The organism is Calyptranema fuscum S582, from assembly GCF_055793305.1.
Genome location: NZ_JBSLYH010000010.1, coordinates 16,698 through 35,047, shown reverse-complemented (window position 1 = coordinate 35,047; position 18,350 = coordinate 16,698). Strand labels below are relative to the sequence as shown.

The following is an 18,350-nucleotide window of genomic DNA, read 5'->3' as shown; positions in this document are numbered from 1 at the left end:
TCGCGATAGGGCTAGCGAAGTGTGTTACGTGTAATAGACATATCTGAAAACTGACCTACAATCTCCATTAATCGAGAGCATTGCCAGGTAGCGCTTTAAAAATGTTGTTGATGGTTGAGAAAACCTGCGTCGCAGGTTTTCTCAACCATCAACAATACGTTTAGAACCTTCCCCATTGCCAATTGATGTTTTCCAGGTATGCTTGCCGTTTGATATCTTCATTTCCATGCCAGTCATACCCTGTCGTTCTAATCTTTTTCAGAATCGTAAGGATCTTTATCAATTTCTGTTAGGTTGTCAGGAACGATCTGTCGCAAAATGCTATCCGCAAATTGCCAGTATTTCTGTGGAGATTGATCCGATTGATCCGCTGTCTCTACTTCAGCATAGGATTGACCCTGAGCAACCTCATTTCTATTTCGAAAAGCCGCTTCAGTCAATGGCGATCGCCGCTATTGGTGCAGTGGTTTCGTTTCAAGCATCTGGTAGTCAACGCTTTAGCCAAATCCAACACTTTATTGAAACCTGCAAGGATGATTTAGTCTCCATTGCCACCTCCAAACAAGCACAGATTGAACCACGATTTTTCTGTGCATTTACGTTTTTTGATCAACCCCATTCTCTTCATTCTGATGATGTATCCAGCATCCCTTCTGCTAATGTTTTCTTGCCAAGCTGGCAGATTATTCGGCAACAGGACTGCTATTTTTTAACTGTCAATCTATTAATTCATCCTCAAATTAATCTGACTCAATTAACGGAAGACGTCTGGCTACAATTTCAGACGATTCGACCGACACGATATCAACTCTTTCACATTCCTAATGATATTCGACGACAGCTTCAACGCTGGACTATTAAAGACACTTATGATTTTAAAGCTAGAGTAACCGATGCCCTGAAAACCATCCAAACGCAACAGATGGGAAAAGTCGTTTTAGCGCATGCCATTGATGTAGAGTCAGCTCTACCATTTCATTGGATTCATTCACTCGATAATCTGCGTCATTTACATCCAGACTGTCATATTTTTTCAGTCAGCAATGGCGATCGCAAAAGTTTTATTGGTGCCAGTCCAGAACGATTAATTAGTATTAGCGATCGCCATTTAATTACCGATGCGTTAGCGGGTTCTGCCCCTCGGGGCAAAACTCCGAGTGACGATGCCAATTTTGCCAACCACCTGTTGAGCAGTAATAAAGAACGGCACGAACATCAGGTGGTGGTTGATTTTATGCGGCAACGGCTGGCTCATTTAGGGCTAGATCCTCAATTTGCCTCGGTGCCGACTCTGCTCCAGCTTTCTAATATTCAGCACCTCCATACCCCCATTCGGGCTGCCATTTCCGCTAACCTGCATCCGTTAGATATCCTGGCAGAACTGCATCCTACTCCTGCGGTTGCCGGAATTCCTAGAGATCGAGCCTGCCACTATATTCGTCGCTACGAACCGTTCGAGCGATCGCTTTATGCAGCACCGCTGGGCTGGGTGGACACTCAAGGCAATGCTGAGTTTATTGTTGGCATCCGTTCTGCGTTTATCGAAGGCTGTCACGCTCGCCTCTATGCCGGAGCTGGAATTGTGGCGGGGTCAAACCCCGAACGCGAACTGGCAGAGGTCAAACTCAAACTTCAGGCATTGTTGCAAGCTCTGGTTTAAGCATCTTGATGCAGTACGGTGCTGTGGGGCGCTCCGTGCCCCACAGCACCGTTTCTGTACTTATACCGTTTTTATATGAGGCTGCGCCTGATTTACCTCCGGCTGTCACCGTTTCCTTTGCCAAAGGGAACTACAGGGGGTTCTGGTTTGGCGCAACTTCATAAAAGATTGGTATAAGAGCTTATAAAAAAGGAGTGTGGGTGCCCGCAGGGCACCTACACTCCTTTTTTTCAGATTGGCTACTAATTTGAACCGTTCGTGGTTCCCTGGTCTTGACCCACACTAATCCTCTGGGGAGTTTGGCGGCTCAACTGGTTAGCAACAATGGTGTCATGCAACGTTGCGATCGCCTGCACATATTGGGGATCAGCATTGGTTGCCACCAAATGAGGATTGGCTACCAGTCGTTGCCGTTGGTTATCCGTCAGATCAATCCGCACATTAGGACTCAACCCCAGATGGCTAATGTCGGTGCCATTGGGTGTGTAGTAATGGGCGATCGTCACCGCTAACCCAGACCCATCGGATAGGGAATGAACCGCTTGCACTAATGCTTTCCCGAAGGTTTGGCTGCCGACAACGGTGGCACGATTGTTATCCATCAATGCCCCGGTCAAAATTTCGCTGGAGCTGGCTGAATTGCCATCGACTAAAACTGCCAACGGTAAATCGGTCAGTGCGGTATGGTTGGCTTCAATTTCTTCGCTAGAGCCGACCCGATCGACGGTTCGTACGATCGAGCCGTTATTAATCCACATGCGCGAAATATCGATACTGGCTTGCAACAACCCACCCGGATTGCCTCGTAAATCTAGCACAAAGGCATCTACGCCCTGCTGATTGAGGTCTTCAATGGCATGGCGCATTTGATCAGAGGCGTGGCTACTAAATTCGCCCAGGCGGATGTAACCAATCCGATTTCCTGCTTCTTGCCGCAAGGCATAGCGAACAGTCGGCAATTCAATCCGGGCGCGGGTCAGCGATAAATCAAACGGGTCTTCTCCGTCGCGGCTAATGCGTAAGGTAATCAGAGTGCCAGCATCTCCCCGGATCATGTTGGATGCCGCTTCAACGGGCATTCCCTGAGTTGACCGACCTTCAATTTCTAAAATGCGATCGCCCGACCGGATTCCTGCCCGTGTTGCAGGGGAATTAGGCAAAGATTCGACGACCACCATTGCCCCAGAAGTTTGATCGACCCGCAAACGAATTCCTACACCCGACAACTCACCTGAGGTCTGCCGAGTCAGTTGCTCATATTGGCCGGGGTCCATAAACCGTGTGTAAGGATCTTCTAACTGCTGGAGGGCAGCTCGCAGCGCATCATACGCTTCTTGACGAGAGCTATACTCACGACTCAGCAACTCTTGGCGCACGGTTTGCCAGTCGGTGTGGTTGAATGTCGTGTCTACATATTCCCGATTGACGATTTGCCAAGCTTCATCTAGAAGTGCCTTGGGACTGTCTTGAAACGAAGCTTGAGCAGGAAGGCTCAGGGTTGAACCTAGCAGTGCCAACGTGGTGGACGTGACAACTGTTTTGATCAGATAGGAGTGACGCAGCAGGTTAGAAATTCCTTGGGATAGCTTCATGGGCGTTGGCTAGGCAAAAGAGATGAGTAAAGGTCAGTACCAGGGATAAGATTTGGGGTTTACGCAAAATGAACCGGAGCAGAAAGGAAGTGACGCAGCTGGCTCGCTTTCTAAACTAAGGGTAGCGATCGCCATGGCACTTTCTATTCCTCAGTTCACTAACAAACTCCGTTTTCAGATTGATGCGCGACTGACGGGAGTTGGCTTAAAGATACCCAGACTGCTGAGTAGAATTGGGTCAACTGTGTGCCAGTTTTGAGTAGTGTCTTGAACAATTGAGCCGAAATTCCTCACAACCACGGATGCAGAGAAAGTAAACCTGAGCTTTGGGATCTGGAGCCTTGTCTCTAGCAAACCTCTAGTTCCCAAAACGGGTAGGGCTTAACGCTGTTCTTTACCTGTTAATGTAACCCGACTCATCGAATTTAGTTTAGGTATTAATGGATAAAATTCATGAAATCTTTAAAGCAGTACTGAAACGTAGAATTGGAGACGGGTTTCAGGCGTTTCTCAGCAGGTTGCTGCTCAATTTTGTCAGCAGAGATTTTGCCATACTACTAGGATTGCAGAGGTGGCGTTCTTCCTTGCTTAAACGTTGATTAAAAATGATGCGATCGCCCGGTACCTTGATCGGTTGATTTGCTCTGGAACAGGGCATGAGACTTTAGAGCATTGGGAATAGCCGTTGCATTCAGGCACAGAATTCAGGCACAGATATGTCCAGACGCAAACGCTACCAACGTCAGGGAATTTTTGGGAGAGTCAGCCATTGGCTGCGCTCCCACCCATTCCGCTCGATCGGTCTGGTGATAGGTGGGCTTTTGCTCATCTGGCTATCAACCGCAGCCGTTAACCTGAAGCTCGCTGCCGCCAAACCAATCGATGCTTACTTTGTGTTAGGAGGGAGCATCAAACGCGAAATGTATGTCGCCGAACTCTCTAAGCAAACCCCCGAATTGCCCGTCTTGATCTCTCAAGGTTCCGCCGATCCCTGCATCTTGTTAATTTTCCAGCGGGCGCAGGCATCGCTAAATTCGATCTGGTTGGAAAAATGTGCAGATTCTACCTTTAGCAACTTTTTTTTTGGACTTCCTATCCTGCGGCAATGGGGAGTTCATCGAGTCAAGCTAATTACCTCTGACTCTCATCTGCCCAGGGCACTGTGGATGGCTCAAATTCTTCTGGGTGCGCATGGCATCTGGGTAGAACCTGCGATCGCCCCTGAAGAGGGGGTGCCAGCCAATCAAGAATCCTGGTTAAAAACAGGGCTGGATATCAGTCGCAGTTTACTCTGGGCAGTCGTCAGTCAGGTTTATCAACCCCACTGTCAAGAGATGACCCGGTTGGCAGATGTCAATCTCCAGGATTGGCAAAAATGGCGGCAGGAGGGATTTCAATGCGAGCATCAGGGCAATTTAGATCTGTAGAGGATGCTTAGAAATGGGAATTCATAACTTCGATGATTTGCCGTAGGGGCGAACGGCCGTTCGCCCCTATGATTTGCTGGGATGACCTTTGAGGGCGGGGTGCAGGGATAGAACTCCTGTACCTAGTTACAAAATTTTTGATTGAGCTTACTAGGGTCTGTTTTGAAAGCTGTTTTTTCGGGCGCTTCGCGCCCGAAAAAACAACCCCCTTAGTAAGTTTTAAAACACACCCTCGATACAGTGGGCATTTGTCGGTGTTAAAGGGATGAAAAAATGCAGGGCAATTTACGCGACAACTTTATAGAGAAATAGTGAAAGAGTACAAAAGATACAAGCAGGAGTAGGCTAGTCTAGGTTATTCTTGCAAGGGAACGTTGGAAGACGTACTTTTGTAACGTGTTAAAGTCTGTAAGCGGTTTTGCCAATTCGAAGCAATTTGAAGAAGGCGTGAGTCATGGAATCGATATACCAATATGCCTGGCTGATCCCGGTGTTGCCCTTGTTAGCGGCAATGTTCATCGGCTTGGGTTTGATCTCATATAACAAGGCGACGAATCAACTTCGTAAAGCCAGTGCCCTGTTCATCGTTTCTACGCTAGGCGCGACGATGGTGCTGTCTTTTGCGTTGTTGTGGAGCCAAATTCAGGGACATGTTCCCTACACGCGCATGATTGATTGGGCAGCAGCCGGTGACTTCCACCTGAGCATGGGGTACACCATTGACCATCTCACTGCTGTCATGTTGGTGATCGTCACAACCGTAGCGTTTTTGGTGATGATCTACACCGATGGCTACATGTCGCATGATCCTGGCTATGTGCGCTTTTATGCGTATCTCAGCCTGTTTAGTTCCTCCATGTTAGGTCTGGTCATCAGCCCAAATTTGGTGCAGATCTACATCTTTTGGGAACTGGTCGGCATGTGTTCTTACCTGCTCATCGGGTTTTGGTATGACCGCAAGGCGGCGGCAGATGCTTGCCAGAAGGCATTTGTCACCAACCGTGTGGGTGACTTTGGGTTATTACTAGGAATTCTGGCGCTCTATTGGGCGACCGGAAGTTTTGAATTTGAGGTCATTGGCGATCGCCTCCAAGAGTTGATCGAGTCTGGTGCCTTAAGTGCAGGTCTGGCTGCATTCTTTGCTGTTCTAGTTTTCTTAGGGCCTGTAGCGAAATCGGCTCAGTTTCCTCTGCATGTTTGGCTACCGGATGCCATGGAAGGTCCAACGCCAATTTCCGCGTTGATCCACGCTGCAACGATGGTGGCAGCAGGTGTGTTCTTGATCGCCCGCATGTTCCCGGTGTTTGAGCACGTTCCTACAGCCATGAGTGTGATCGCCTGGACTGGCGCAACAACAGCCTTTTTAGGGGCAACGATCGCGATCACCCAAAATGATATTAAGAAGGGCTTAGCCTATTCCACCATGTCTCAGCTGGGCTACATGGTCATGGCAATGGGTGTTGGTGCCTACGGCGCAGGGTTATTTCACCTGATGACCCATGCTTACTTTAAGGCAATGCTATTTCTCTGTTCTGGATCGGTCATCCACGGCATGGAAGGAGTCGTGGGTCATGATCCGGTTTATGCCCAAGACATGCGGCTGATGGGTGGCTTACGCAAGTATATGCCCGTCACAGCATTTACCTTTTTGATTGGAACGTTGGCAATTTGTGGCGTTCCCCCCTTTGCAGGGTTTTGGTCAAAAGATGAGATTTTAGGATCGGTGTTTTCTGCAAATCCTGCCCTGTGGTTAGTGGGCTGGCTGACAGCGGGGATCACGGCTTTCTACATGTTTCGCATGTATTTCTCTACCTTTGAAGGTTCCTTCCGGGGTAAAGACGCAACGGTTAAACAGCAACTCAAGACCGAGCAATTGCAGCGCATGGGGCTGGCATTTGGTCCGGGTGCGATGGATCCCAGAGAGTTGACGGTCGAACCGACAGAAGCTCATGATGATCACCACGCCGATGCTCATGATGACCACGCCCACCACAGCGAGTTTCCCCATGAGTCTCCTGCCAGTATGACCTTGCCTCTGATTACGTTGGCAGTACCCTCGATCTTGATTGGATTGGTGGGTACCCCCTTTGGCAATTTCTTTGAAGCCTTTGTGCATCCGCCGAGTGAAGTCGTTCACGAAATGCCGTCGCTTGGCATTCCTGCTGATTTTGAGTGGGCTGAATTTGGGCTCATGGCAGGCAGTTCTGTCGGCATTGCCCTGATTGGCATTACGTTGGCATCGCTGATGTATCTCAGTCGGAAGATTGATGCGGGGGCGATCGCCAAACAGATTCAACCGCTCTACCAACTGTCGCTTAACAAGTGGTATATCGACGATATCTATAACTCAGTCTTCGTGCAGGGAAGCCGACGTCTGGCACGCCAAGTGTTAGAAGTAGACGTCCGCATTGTAGATGGTCTGGTCAATTTGGCAGGCTTTGTCACCCTGGTCACAGGTGAAGCGCTGAAATATCTGGAAAATGGACGGGTGCAATTTTATGCCCTGATTGTGTTTGGGGCAGTTTTAGGCTTAGTCCTGGTTTCCGGTATCACTTAGGCTCGTGGATTTAAACAAGCCAAAGCTTTATTTTAGGAAGCACGGCGACGCCGCGCTTCCTAAAATAAACGCCAGGTTCTATTTCATTCGAGATCCTTAGACCCTATCCGAACCGTGCTGAGACATATTGCTGGGGCGTACTCTATGGAAATAAACCAGCAATGCCCGGATAGGTACTTAATAGCGACTGCCGATGAGCTGTTAATCGAAGGTTATTTTTGAAAGCGCTGACATTCCTGTGGTTTCAAAAATAATCTGTTTCCCTCCTCCATACCATGGCTATGGCGATTATCTAACAGCTAATAGCTCATAGCTAACAGCCAATAGCTAACAGCTAATAGCTAATAACTAATCGCTATTCCCAGATTCTTATAACAAGATTGCGATGGATACTGCTAATTTTCCCTGGCTAACGACAATCATCCTATTTCCAGTCATTGCGGCTCTCTTTATTCCGTTTATTCCAGATAAAGAGGGGAAAACGGTACGCTGGTATGCCCTTACTGTCGGCTTGATTGACTTTGTTTTGATTGTGTATGCCTTCTATACGCAATACGACTTTTCTAACCCAGACCTGCAACTGGTCGAGAGTTATTCTTGGATTAGCTCACTGGATCTGAAATGGTCGGTCGGGGCAGATGGGTTGTCGATGCCCTTGATTTTGCTTACGGGTTTCATTACAACCCTGGCAATTTTGGCATCCTGGCCTGTAACCCTGAAGCCAAAGCTATTTTATTTTTTGATGTTGGCAATGTATGGCGGGCAAATTGGGGTGTTTGCCGTCCAGGATATGTTGCTATTTTTCTTTATGTGGGAGTTGGAACTGATCCCGGTTTACCTGCTCCTATCCATTTGGGGCGGCTACAAGCGGCTCTATGCGGCGACTAAATTTATTCTCTATACGGCTGGGGGATCGCTGTTTATTTTGGTAGCCGCGTTAGCAATGGCATTCTACGGTGACACGGTCACCTTTGATATGCGATCGCTGATGGGTAAGGATTTTTCCGTGCAGTTTCAATTGCTGATGTATGGCGCGTTTCTGATTGCCTACGCGGTTAAGCTGCCGATCTTCCCACTGCATACCTGGCTACCCGATGCTCACGGCGAGGCTACAGCACCTGTGCATATGTTGCTGGCTGGCATTCTCCTAAAGATGGGAGGCTATGCCCTGCTCCGGATGAACGTGCAGATGTTACCCGATGCCCACGTTTATTTTGCGCCGATCCTGGTGATCCTGGGTATTGTCAACATCATCTATGCGGCGCTGACTTCCTTTGCCCAGCGAAATCTCAAGCGAAAAATTGCCTATTCTTCGATTTCCCACATGGGCTTCGTTTTGATTGGGATGGCATCGTTTACCGACCTGGGTCTGAGCGGTGCCATGCTGCAAATGATTTCCCATGGTTTAATTGGAGCCAGCCTGTTCTTCCTGGTGGGTGCGACCTACGATCGCACTCATACCCTGATTTTGGATGAAATGGGCGGAGTCGGGAAGCAAATGCCGAAGATTTTTGCCATGTTTACGGTATGTTCTATGGCATCGTTGGCATTACCTGGGATGAGCGGCTTTGTCGCGGAACTGATGGTATTTGTTGGGTTTGCTACCAGTGATGCCTACAGTTTTACGTTTAAGTTAATCGCAGTAATTCTGGCAGCCGTGGGTGTGATTTTGACGCCTATTTACCTGCTCTCGATGCTGCGAGAAATCTTCTACGGACCCGAAAACAAGGAACTCACTTCCCACGAAAAGTTGGTGGATGCAGAACCGCGTGAGGTATTTATCATTGCCTGTCTGCTGATCCCGATTATTGGCATTGGCTTTTATCCCAAGCTCGTGACTCAGATGTATGACTCTACGGCATCTGCTCTGACGGCTCGCATTCGGGGTTCGCTGAATATTGCCAGCGATCGCCCGGTGCCTGAAACCGCGTTTGCTTTTCAATCGGCACCTGAAATTGATGCCAAAGCTCTGGTCAATTGAGCCATGAACTGATTGAGATGATTGCTTGAGAGGGGGCGTTTTTCTGCAAGAAAAACGCCCCCTCTCTTTAGTATTTTGAGCTGGTGGAGTGAATGCGCTCCGCGCATTCACTCCACCTTTATTTGGCTTTTGTGGCTTCGTTTACGAATAGGGGCAATAACGCACTCATCGCAACAATGGCGTAATCGAGAAGATTGAGGGGAACGACGTTGAGCAGCGATCGCAACCCCGGAATTGCTAAGGGGATTAACTGTAGGGCAATTGACCCAACCAGGGCGATCGCCAGAGCCTGGTTAAAGGGTAAGGGAATAGGGCTGAACAAAACGCGGGTTTTGGCACGGCAGCTGATGGCGTGCAGCAATTGTGCTAATACCAGACTCATAAATCCAATCGTGCTGGCGTGGGAGCCGATGCCATAGTTCCACAGGGCATAGCTATAGGCGCTCAAGGCACTGACCGCCAGCACTGCCGATTCCCCCACAATCCGCTTAAAGTCGCTCACGGGAATGATCGATTCCTGGGGATCACGGGGGTGTTGTTGCATCACCGTGGGTTCTGCCGCTTCCAGCGCCAGGGCTAAGCCCGGAAAAATATCCGTTACCAGATTCAGCCAGAGCAACTGCACTGCGTTTAAGGGATACCCCAGTCCCAAGGTTGTACTTGCCAGCATGACGATGATCTCGCTCAGATTCGTGGCAAGTAGAAAATGAACTGACTTGCGAATGTTGCTATAAATGGTGCGCCCTTGGCTAATGGCGATCGCCAGGGTCGCTAAATTGTCGTCTTCTAACACCACATCTGCCACTTCACGCGCCACATCGGTACCAGACTGCCCCATGGCAATGCCGACTTCGGCAGCTTTCAACGCAGGCGCATCATTAATGCCATCGCCCGTCATGGCTACCACTTTTCCGACTCGTTGCAGGGCTTGTACCACTTGAAGTTTGTGAGTAGGACTGATGCGGGCAAAAATGTGAATCGGCTGGCTGAGGTTGAGTTCAGTTGTCTCAGGGTGATCCAGCTCCCTGCTATCCACTACTCTCAAAGGCTGACCCCGACTCAAATCCAGTGCCTGTCCAATAGCATAGGCCGTGGAGCGTTGATCGCCCGTGACCATAATGGTGTCAATTCCTGCCTGGTGCAATATACCCATAACAGGCTTTACTCCCGGTCGGATGGGATCGCTCATGCCCACCAAGCCCAGCCAAATCAGTGGCTGAGGCACATCGGCTGAAGACGCAACCCCATCGCCATAGGCAACTCCCAAAACTCGCAATGCTCGGCGCGCCATGCGATCGTTAGTTTGCTCAATCTCATCGCGATCGCTGGGTAGCAGGGGTATTACGTCATCTCCATTCAAATACGCCTGACACTGCGCCAAGACCTCTAGTGGATTTCCCTTCATCGCCACGAATTCCGTGTGCTGGGGGCTGCGATGTAGGGTTGTCATAAAGTTGCGATCGCCGGAACGCTCCTGGGTGAAGAGACGAGGATAACTTTCGCGCAGATGGGGCACATCAATCCCGGCATCGATCGCCAGTTGCAAGAGGGCATTTTCGGTCGAAGACCCCTTGAGCAACAGGCTATGACCGCCACCATTCACGGCGCTGTCGTTGCATAAGGTAATAACCCGCAGTAGTTGTACACAGGTGGGATGGGACAGCAGAGCCTGAGCATCAGGGCTGCTATCGGCATGGGCTAAAACGGGAATCTGTGTTTTAGCCGTGTAAAGTTCCACCACAGCCATGTGGTTTGCCGTCAGGGTGCCTGTCTTATCCAGGCAAAGTGTCTGCAACGTGCCTAAGGTTTCTACCGCATCCAATCGACGAATCAGCACGTTATGGCGACGCATAGTCCAAATGCCCAATGCCAGCGTTGTTGTGGCGACCGCAGGTAATCCTTCCGGTACTGCCGCAACGGCTAGAGAAATCGACGTTTTGAGCATATCAAGCCAGTCATACCCCCGCCCCAAGCCGATCGCAAAGACAATGCCGCAAATGACGCTCGATACCACAACCAGTTGACTCCCAATCTGATCTAACTGGCTTTCGATCGGGGTTTTGGGTGCGTCAATTGTGCCAATCAGGGTTTGGATCGTTCCCATTTCCGTCGATCGCGCCGTTGCAACGACGATCGCCCGTCCTTTGCCGCCGGTTACCAGGGTTCCGGTGTAGACCATGTTGACGCGATCGCCCAAGGGCAGCTCTGGCTGGGGCAAAACTGCCGCTGTTTTGCTGATCGGCAAACTCTCACCCGTCAACGCCGATTCATCGACGGTCAAATCCTCTGACTCAATCACTCTGGCATCTGCCGTGACATAGGTTCCCGGTTGCAATAGCAAAATATCGCCCGGTACCACGTCCTGCGCCATGACTTCTATCGGGTTGCCCTGCCGCAGTAGTCGAGCAGAGGGTTTGACCAAATGTTTGAGCGAGTGAATGATCCGGTCTGACTGACTTTCGGTAGCATAGCCAATCACCGCATTGATGCCCACCACCCCCATGATCACCAGGGCATCTGCTCGACTGCCGGTCAGTAGCGAAATTACAGCAGCCAAACTCAAGAGCAATACGGGGGTTGACTTAAACTGGTCAAAAAATATTCTTAGTCGCGATCGCGAGGCTGCTGTGGGAATAACGTTGAGTCCGTACTGACGTAATCGACTCTGGGCAGACTGCTGGGATAAACCCGTTGCCGCAGAACTGTCTAGAGTAGACAAGAGCGTTTCAACCTCTAGACTATGCCAGCACTGAGGCGTTTGGGTCAGCGGTTGTACTTGAGGAGCAGTCAGTGGTTCATACTCGTTGTAAACGTGCCATCCTACTATTGTCGGCGGGATCGTTGCGTTCTTGCAACACAGCCTTCCAAAGATTCGTAGAGCGCGATACAGTCAATGTTATATAGGCTACCCGCTCTCTCCGCAACCAGGTCGCGCAGGTTTTACCTGTGGCATTGCGTCATACAGCGTTTCACGCTCGGTTAGAACCAGATTATTTTTTGAACACCTTGCTCCGCAAAGCGTTCAAAAAATAATCTGTATTCTCCTTGATTGAACATCGCGATCAGGGGATGAATTTGAACGTGAAACCGGAGGTTTCACGTTCAAATTCATTCTTAAAATCAGCAATGCCGTGCCTATTCAACGATATTGAACGACGTGAATGTAATTCACTCGCCATATTAACTATGAAAAAAGTATTTGTTTTGGATACGAATGTGTTGTTGCATGACCCGACAGCGATGCTGCGGTTTAAAGACAATGATGTCGTCCTGCCGATTACGGTGATTGAGGAATTGGATCGGTTTAAAAAACAACCGGAAGTCACGGGTCGCAATGCACGGCAAGTATCTCGTAGTTTGGATGGATTTCGTCAGCAGGGTCATCTGATCGATGGCATTAGTTTGAAGGGGGGCGGCACGTTGCGGGTTGCCCTGTGTCATCGAGAAACACTGGCAGAATTGCCCGCCGAATTAGAAGGCGATCGCGGTGATAATGCGATTTTGGCACTGGCGCTAGAGTTGAAACGGCAGTCGCAGAGTCCCGTGGTTCTCGTCAGCAAGGATACCAATCTGCGGATCAAAGCAGATGCTCTGGGGTTATCGGCAGAAGACTATGAAACGGATAAGGTCGATGTTGATGAACTTTACGCCGGGACTGCCGAGGTGTTGGTGAGCGCAGATGTGATCGATGAGTTTTATCAGCGCAAAACCGTTACCTTAGACGATAAATTTTATCCCAATGAAGGCTTGACCCTGGTGGATACGACCAATCCATCTCATACGGCATTGGCGCTGGTCAATGGCAGCGCGGAGCAAATTGTCCCGTTAACCGCCTTGCCCAGTGGCGGTGTTTCTCGCATTCAAGCTCGCAACCGGGAGCAGAAGTTTGCCTTGGAATTGCTATTGCGCGACTCTATTCAACTAGTGACGTTAGTGGGGAAAGCAGGCACCGGAAAAACCCTATTGGCGATCGCGGCGGGGTTACAAAAAGTTGCCGATGAGCGCATCTATAGCCGCTTGTTGATTTCCCGGCCGGTGGTGCCGATGGGACGAGATTTGGGCTTTTTACCTGGAGATGTTAACGAAAAACTCACCCCCTGGATGCAACCGCTGTATGACAATTTCGATCTGATCCTCAATACCCAGGAGTCGATCCATAAGCCGAGTTATCATCGGCGTGGCTATGAAGAATTGATGGAGCGTGGCTTCCTTCAGATTGAACCCCTCACGTATATTCGTGGACGCACCATTCCCAAGCAATTTTTGATTGTCGATGAAGCCCAAAATCTGACACCCCATGAAGTCAAAACGATTTTGACCCGCGCCGGGGAAGGCACCAAAATCGTCTTTACAGGTGATCTGGAGCAAATTGATAACCCGTATGTTGATTCTGCGAGTAATGGATTGACCTATGTGGTCGAACGCTTTAAGCAGGAACCATTAGCGGGGCATATCACGCTGGTCAAAGGTGAGCGATCGCCCCTAGCCGAACGAGCTGCCACATTGCTTTAAACGTATGACCTCCAATCCAGATATTTTTCCCAGCGAACCGTTGCCACCGCCTCGATGTGACACGATCGGCATGACCCACCAGGATGCGATTTTTCAAATCTTACAAAATTCAGTGTTGAATCTCTGGGATGTAGTCAACCAGTTGTCGAGCATCCAACCGCCCAAGCGAGAACGCTATCGGGTCAGTATTTTTGGGTCTGCCCGGTTACAACCGGGTATGCCGTTGTACGACGGAGTACGGTTTCTTGCCAGTGAACTGACGCTGTTAGGCTGTGACATTGTCACCGGGGGCGGTCCCGGTTTGATGCAAGCTGCCAATGAAGGTAGTGTCATGGCAGATCCGGCTAACCAAACCCAATCCATTGGCGTGCGAATTGATTTGGGGTTTGAGCAAGAGACCAATCCATTTGTCGAGCAGGTATATTTCCATCGCTCATTTTTTTCCCGGTTGCACCATTTTGTGTTGCTATCCGATGCCTTTGTCGTGGTGCCGGGTGGGTTGGGCACAACCCTGGAAGCCTTTATGATCTGGCAGTTGCTTCAGGTGCGTAAGTTGCAAAATACGCCATTTATTTTGATTGGCGATATGTGGCTCGATCTGGTGCTGTGGGCAAAAGACCATATGCTGGCGACCGAAGTGCCGATGATCAGTCCATCAGATATTTTGATTCCCCGCTGTGTCACCACGGTTGAAGAGGCGATCGCTTTACTTAAAGCTGACCATACTCAATGGCTGACGTGCCCCTAGACGGTCTTGTTTTAGACGGGTTGTGATGGATGGGAACGCTCGCGCAGCGAGCGTTCCCATCCATCACAATTCATTTGCAACACACCTCCATCATCCGTGTTCCATGCAGATTCAACTTCAAACGTTCACCGTTAATAAGCGGTTTCCCTTAACGATTAGCCGGGGAACAGCGACCCAAAATACCAATATTTGGCTGATCGTGCAGCATGATGGCATCGAAGGTTGGGGTGAAGCGTCGCCCTTTACCATTGATCAGCATCCTCAAACAACGGATGATATTGTGCGATCGCTGCGTCAGGTTGCGCCCCAATTACAACCGTTCAGTCCATTTGATCAGCAAGCGATCGCACCAATTCTAACGGCTGCCCATCTGCCCTCTGCGGCGCGTGCTGCTTTGGACATTGCCATGCAGGATTGGTTGGGCAAACGACTGGGGTTACCCCTGTGGCAACTATGGGGCTTGGATCGCCAGCAGATTGTTCCTACCTCCGTCACCATTGGCATTAGCTCACCGGCAGCTGCCCGTCAACGCTTACTGAACTGGCTGGATTTTTGCACCGTCAAAGCCATCAAGGTTAAACTCGGCAGTCCCGCCGGAATTGAAGCCGATCAAGCGATGCTCATGGCTGTTCTGGCTGAAACTCCGCCCGATGTCAAGGTTAGCGTTGATGCCAACGGTGGCTGGTGCTTGGAAGATGCGATCGCCCTTTCCTATTGGTTAGCCGATCAGGGGATTACCTACATCGAACAACCCCTGCCCCAGGGGCAAGAAGCCGATTTAGTGACGCTATATCGGCGATCGCCCTTACCTATTTTTGTGGACGAAAGTTGCTTCAATAGCCAGGACATTCCCAAACTCGCCGATCGGGTTCACGGCATCAACATCAAGCTGATGAAATCGGGCGGTTTGAGCGAAGCTGTGCGGATGATCCATACGGCTCAGGCGTTTGGGCTGCAATTGATGTTTGGTTGCTATTCCGACAGCACGTTGTCCAATACCGCAGCCGCTCAGCTCGGTGCTTATGCTACCCATCTCGATTTAGATAGCCATTTGAATTTAATCGACGATCCGTTTGTCGGTGCAGCGATGCAAGACGGCTACCTGATGCCTAACGACTTACCGGGGCTGGGGGTGACTCGTCCTGATCTGAACACCTAAGGATTATGGATTTAATAAGCTGTAAGTTTGTGTTGTGAGGCGCGGCACCGCCGCACCTCACAACACAAACCTTGCGGTTTTAATGAATTCACGATCCTAACTGGGTTTAACAATGACGTCTGTGCCTTCGACGCTGACCGCATAAATCGCCAGGGGTTGATTAGCGGGCCCCTGAACGACGCTGCCATCAAGGGCAAACCTGGAGTCATGACAGGGACAGACAAATTGCGTAACATCCGCTTTCCATTCCACCGCACACCCCTGGTGGGTGCATTTAGAATCTACCGCATGGAGCATATCGGCATTCGCAGGATCGCGAACCACCAGAACGGGATTGGGTGCGAAGGTCAGCTGGCTTTTCAAAAACCCTTGAGCATCCAGATCCGCAGCGGTGCCAACGACCGCAGAACCGTCTGGGCGAGGAGAGGCGCTAGAGGTCACCTCGGTTTGATTGGATTTGGGTTGACAGGCAGCTAAGACTACCGGAATAGAGCTGGCTAACCCACCAATTCCGATCCAGGTCAAAAAGGTTCGTCGATCCATAATCTATCCCTGCACATGAGAGTTGAGTTGATGAATGTTGAGGTATTCGCACCCTAGCATGGAATTTAAGGATGGGGTGTTTTTGCACGTGCAACCATAGGTTTCACGTACAAAAACACCTCTAACATCAGCAACACCGGAACGCGTGTCTGGAAAGAATGTGCGATCGCTCGTAGCCATTGCAAGAAGCCATTTCCCAATCATGAGAACTCCACGACACCTGAGAGCCTTGCTCACCTATCAGAACGGCATCGCTTTGGCGATCGCCCTTTTGAGTGGGTTGGCGTTTTGGCAATTGCACCACTTTGGAGTCAACCTGTTCACTAAAGCCGGATTTCAACACGCCGTGGATCGCCTGGGTATCTGGGGTCCATTGTTCTACATGGGCATTCTGGCGTTATCCGTTGTGGTTAGCCAAATTCCCGGCGTGCCGTTGGCGATCGCGGCTGGAGCGGTCTGGGGTGCTTTACCAGCGGGCATCTATAGTGTTCTGGGTGGATTTCTGGGGAGTATGATTGCCTATTTCTTAGGACGAACGTTAGGCAGATCTACTATTCGTGCCTTCACGGGGAAAGCCATCTATTTCTCTAAGCATCGGGGTGAATACTATCTCGGTTGGCTGATCTTTTTTACGCGTCTGTTTCCCGTATTTTCCTTTGACCTGATTAGCTACGGAGCTGGCATCACGGGGTTATCTATCCCGATTTATGCGATCGCGACCTTGCTAGGGATGATCCCCCCGACCTTTTTAATGACCTATATGGGATCAGAACTGGCAATGGGAATGCCGATGGCGATCGCTTTTGGATTGGTATTTCTCACCGTTTTAATCGTGCTTCCCTGGGGCATCCAACGCTATAACTGGCTGGGTATGAAAGAAGTGATTCGCATGGATTGACAGATCGATAGCGGCAGGGCGTTGTGACCGCCCTTTGGGCAGTCACAACGCCCTGCCGCTATCGGTTTTAGAGCGACTGCAAACTGGTGTGGCAAACACTAAATATTGCAGCATGGGGGTGGGGGCTTCGCCCCCACGCAGGGGTTCCACCCCTGCACCCCGTTGTCAGACGTTTAATTGGGTCTACTAATGTAATTGGAGATTTCTAATAAATTGCCGTCTGGGTCACGAATATAGATGGACGCGATCGCTCCTACGGCTCCCGTACGCGGTACTATTTCGGACTCTGGCACAACCCCACAGGTTTCCAGGTGCGCTATAACCTTTGCCAATGGCGTCTGGGTAATCAGGCAAAGATCGACGGAACCGGGTGCAGGATGACGTGCTTTGGGTTCAAATTCATGCCCAACTTCATGTAAATTCAGCTTTTGCTGCCCAAATTGCAAGGCAGTTCGACCCTGCCCAAAGGTCACTACCCGCATTCCCAAAACCTGCGTATAAAAGGCGCAGGTGGTTTCAATATTACGAACCGTTAACACAAGATGGTCAATGCGATCGATCTTCATCGCCAAGTACGGGATTCCCACCCTGTTTGAGGCTGACTGCCGTAGGCAATCGCGTAAATTTGCTCCTATGCTATAGCTAATAGCGATTAGCCGTTAGCTGTTAGCAACGAAGATGTACACCAGTGTTTGGCAAAAGAGAATTGGTTATCACACCGTTTCTATATGAAAATGCGCCCTATAGAAAGAGGGGGTGAAGGGGGCGTTGCCCCCTTCGTGGGGGTGAAACCCCCACACCCCCTTCTTAAAACGTTGCAGTTTCATCGTGGATTGGTAGTAGCCAACAGCCAATCGTCAGACTAACCCACATAAGGAGCCGGAGCAAGCATGGCTGGTTTTGGAGATATTGTACAAAAAGCATTTTACTTAGGCGTCGGTTTTGCCTCTTTGGCGGGTGAGAAGGCAGGCAGCACGCTATCAGAACTGCGATCGCAAGCTCAAAAGCTAGCCGATGAAATGGTGGCTCGCGGTGAAATCACCACCGAAGAAGCCAAACGTATGGTGGATGACATGATTAACCGGGCACAACAACCCGGTGAAGCGACGGGCAATCAAGAAACCCAGCCTAGCGAACCCCGACGCATCGAAATTCTTACCGACGAAGACGACGTTGCCAGCAGTACCCAACCGGATAGCGTTAGCGATCTGCGTTCTCAGGTGCAAAAGCTGCAAGAAGAATTGCGTCGCCTCAATCGCGAATAAGAGCAATG

14 protein-coding genes are annotated in these 18,350 nt (G+C 50.1%); 9 read left to right on the top strand and 5 right to left on the bottom strand.

Annotation, left to right across the window (positions count from 1 at the left end; genetic code table 11):
* Positions 1–226: 226 nt before the first annotated feature.
* Positions 227–1,660, top strand: a complete 1,434-nt coding sequence (locus ACR6Z4_RS09160) for an isochorismate synthase (RefSeq protein ID WP_479716950.1) — start codon at positions 227–229, stop codon at positions 1,658–1,660.
* A gap of 242 nt (positions 1,661–1,902) precedes the next feature.
* Here ACR6Z4_RS09160 and ctpB read toward each other — a convergent pair whose 3' ends face one another.
* Both ctpB and ACR6Z4_RS09150 read right to left on the bottom strand, forming a co-directional pair.
* A complete protein-coding gene (gene ctpB, locus ACR6Z4_RS09155; RefSeq protein ID WP_479716949.1) occupies positions 1,903–3,252 on the bottom strand; it encodes a carboxyl-terminal processing protease CtpB in 1,350 nt (449 codons plus the stop codon).
* A gap of 499 nt (positions 3,253–3,751) precedes the next feature.
* On the bottom strand, positions 3,752–3,910 hold the full coding sequence (locus ACR6Z4_RS09150) for a hypothetical protein (RefSeq protein ID WP_479716948.1): 159 nt from the start codon (positions 3,908–3,910) through the stop codon (positions 3,752–3,754).
* 58 nt (positions 3,911–3,968) lie between these two features.
* Between ACR6Z4_RS09150 and ACR6Z4_RS09145 the strand changes: the two genes are divergently transcribed.
* The 3 genes from ACR6Z4_RS09145 to ACR6Z4_RS09135 all read left to right on the top strand — a co-directional run bounded on the left by ACR6Z4_RS09145 (position 3,969) and on the right by ACR6Z4_RS09135 (position 9,217).
* Complete coding sequence (locus ACR6Z4_RS09145) at positions 3,969–4,679, top strand: YdcF family protein (RefSeq protein ID WP_479716947.1); 711 nt, start codon at positions 3,969–3,971, stop codon at positions 4,677–4,679.
* A gap of 454 nt (positions 4,680–5,133) precedes the next feature.
* Positions 5,134–7,236, top strand: a complete 2,103-nt coding sequence (locus ACR6Z4_RS09140; protein WP_479716946.1) for an NAD(P)H-quinone oxidoreductase subunit 5 — start codon at positions 5,134–5,136, stop codon at positions 7,234–7,236.
* Positions 7,237–7,621: 385 nt separating this feature from the next.
* The gene (locus ACR6Z4_RS09135) at positions 7,622–9,217 is read left to right on the top strand and encodes an NAD(P)H-quinone oxidoreductase subunit 4 (RefSeq protein ID WP_479716945.1); all 1,596 of its coding nucleotides are present in this window, start codon (positions 7,622–7,624) and stop codon (positions 9,215–9,217) included.
* A 118-nt stretch (positions 9,218–9,335) separates the two neighbouring features.
* Here ACR6Z4_RS09135 and ACR6Z4_RS09130 read toward each other — a convergent pair whose 3' ends face one another.
* The gene (locus ACR6Z4_RS09130) at positions 9,336–11,984 is read right to left on the bottom strand and encodes a cation-translocating P-type ATPase (protein ID WP_479717049.1); all 2,649 of its coding nucleotides are present in this window, start codon (positions 11,982–11,984) and stop codon (positions 9,336–9,338) included.
* A 419-nt stretch (positions 11,985–12,403) separates the two neighbouring features.
* Between ACR6Z4_RS09130 and ACR6Z4_RS09125 the strand changes: the two genes are divergently transcribed.
* The 3 genes from ACR6Z4_RS09125 (at position 12,404) to ACR6Z4_RS09115 (ending at position 15,636) form a co-directional block, all read left to right on the top strand.
* Positions 12,404–13,729, top strand: a complete 1,326-nt coding sequence (locus ACR6Z4_RS09125) for a PhoH family protein (RefSeq protein WP_479716944.1) — start codon at positions 12,404–12,406, stop codon at positions 13,727–13,729.
* 4 nt (positions 13,730–13,733) lie between these two features.
* Complete coding sequence (locus ACR6Z4_RS09120; protein WP_479716943.1) at positions 13,734–14,477, top strand: LOG family protein; 744 nt, start codon at positions 13,734–13,736, stop codon at positions 14,475–14,477.
* A gap of 103 nt (positions 14,478–14,580) precedes the next feature.
* Positions 14,581–15,636: a dipeptide epimerase gene (locus tag ACR6Z4_RS09115; protein ID WP_479716942.1), complete on the top strand. Its 1,056-nt coding sequence runs from the start codon at positions 14,581–14,583 to the stop codon at positions 15,634–15,636.
* 96 nt (positions 15,637–15,732) lie between these two features.
* On the opposite strand, the gene ACR6Z4_RS09110 is transcribed toward ACR6Z4_RS09115, so the two are convergent.
* Positions 15,733–16,179, bottom strand: a complete 447-nt coding sequence (locus tag ACR6Z4_RS09110; RefSeq protein ID WP_479716941.1) for a QcrA and Rieske domain-containing protein — start codon at positions 16,177–16,179, stop codon at positions 15,733–15,735.
* 202 nt (positions 16,180–16,381) lie between these two features.
* Here ACR6Z4_RS09110 and ACR6Z4_RS09105 point away from each other — a divergent pair, with 202 nt between their 5' ends.
* Complete coding sequence (locus ACR6Z4_RS09105) at positions 16,382–17,077, top strand: TVP38/TMEM64 family protein (protein ID WP_479716940.1); 696 nt, start codon at positions 16,382–16,384, stop codon at positions 17,075–17,077.
* A gap of 173 nt (positions 17,078–17,250) precedes the next feature.
* Here the strand turns inward: ACR6Z4_RS09105 and ACR6Z4_RS09100 are convergent, their stop codons facing one another.
* Positions 17,251–17,643, bottom strand: a complete 393-nt coding sequence (locus tag ACR6Z4_RS09100) for a VOC family protein (RefSeq protein WP_479716939.1) — start codon at positions 17,641–17,643, stop codon at positions 17,251–17,253.
* A 324-nt stretch (positions 17,644–17,967) separates the two neighbouring features.
* Here ACR6Z4_RS09100 and ACR6Z4_RS09095 point away from each other — a divergent pair, with 324 nt between their 5' ends.
* Positions 17,968–18,342: a phasin family protein gene (locus tag ACR6Z4_RS09095; RefSeq protein WP_479716938.1), complete on the top strand. Its 375-nt coding sequence runs from the start codon at positions 17,968–17,970 to the stop codon at positions 18,340–18,342.
* Positions 18,343–18,350: the final 8 nt, after the last annotated feature.

Excerpts from the sequence above, each read along its gene's own strand:
- ACR6Z4_RS09105 (WP_479716940.1), top strand. The coding sequence starts at position 16,382 with ATGAGAACTCCACGACACCTGAGAGCCTTGCTCACCTATCAGAACGGC.
- ACR6Z4_RS09140 (WP_479716946.1), top strand. The coding sequence starts at position 5,134 with ATGGAATCGATATACCAATATGCCTGGCTGATCCCGGTGTTGCCCTTG.
- ACR6Z4_RS09150 (WP_479716948.1), bottom strand. The coding sequence starts at position 3,910 with ATGCCCTGTTCCAGAGCAAATCAACCGATCAAGGTACCGGGCGATCGC.
- ACR6Z4_RS09120 (WP_479716943.1), top strand. The coding sequence starts at position 13,734 with ATGACCTCCAATCCAGATATTTTTCCCAGCGAACCGTTGCCACCGCCT.
- ACR6Z4_RS09135 (WP_479716945.1), top strand. The coding sequence starts at position 7,622 with ATGGATACTGCTAATTTTCCCTGGCTAACGACAATCATCCTATTTCCA.
- ACR6Z4_RS09125 (WP_479716944.1), top strand. The coding sequence starts at position 12,404 with ATGAAAAAAGTATTTGTTTTGGATACGAATGTGTTGTTGCATGACCCG.
- ACR6Z4_RS09095 (WP_479716938.1), top strand. The coding sequence starts at position 17,968 with ATGGCTGGTTTTGGAGATATTGTACAAAAAGCATTTTACTTAGGCGTC.
- ACR6Z4_RS09160 (WP_479716950.1), top strand. The coding sequence starts at position 227 with ATGCCAGTCATACCCTGTCGTTCTAATCTTTTTCAGAATCGTAAGGAT.
- ACR6Z4_RS09110 (WP_479716941.1), bottom strand. The coding sequence starts at position 16,179 with ATGGATCGACGAACCTTTTTGACCTGGATCGGAATTGGTGGGTTAGCC.
- ctpB (WP_479716949.1), bottom strand. The coding sequence starts at position 3,252 with ATGAAGCTATCCCAAGGAATTTCTAACCTGCTGCGTCACTCCTATCTG.
- ACR6Z4_RS09100 (WP_479716939.1), bottom strand. The coding sequence starts at position 17,643 with ATGAAGATCGATCGCATTGACCATCTTGTGTTAACGGTTCGTAATATT.
- ACR6Z4_RS09145 (WP_479716947.1), top strand. The coding sequence starts at position 3,969 with ATGTCCAGACGCAAACGCTACCAACGTCAGGGAATTTTTGGGAGAGTC.
- ACR6Z4_RS09115 (WP_479716942.1), top strand. The coding sequence starts at position 14,581 with ATGCAGATTCAACTTCAAACGTTCACCGTTAATAAGCGGTTTCCCTTA.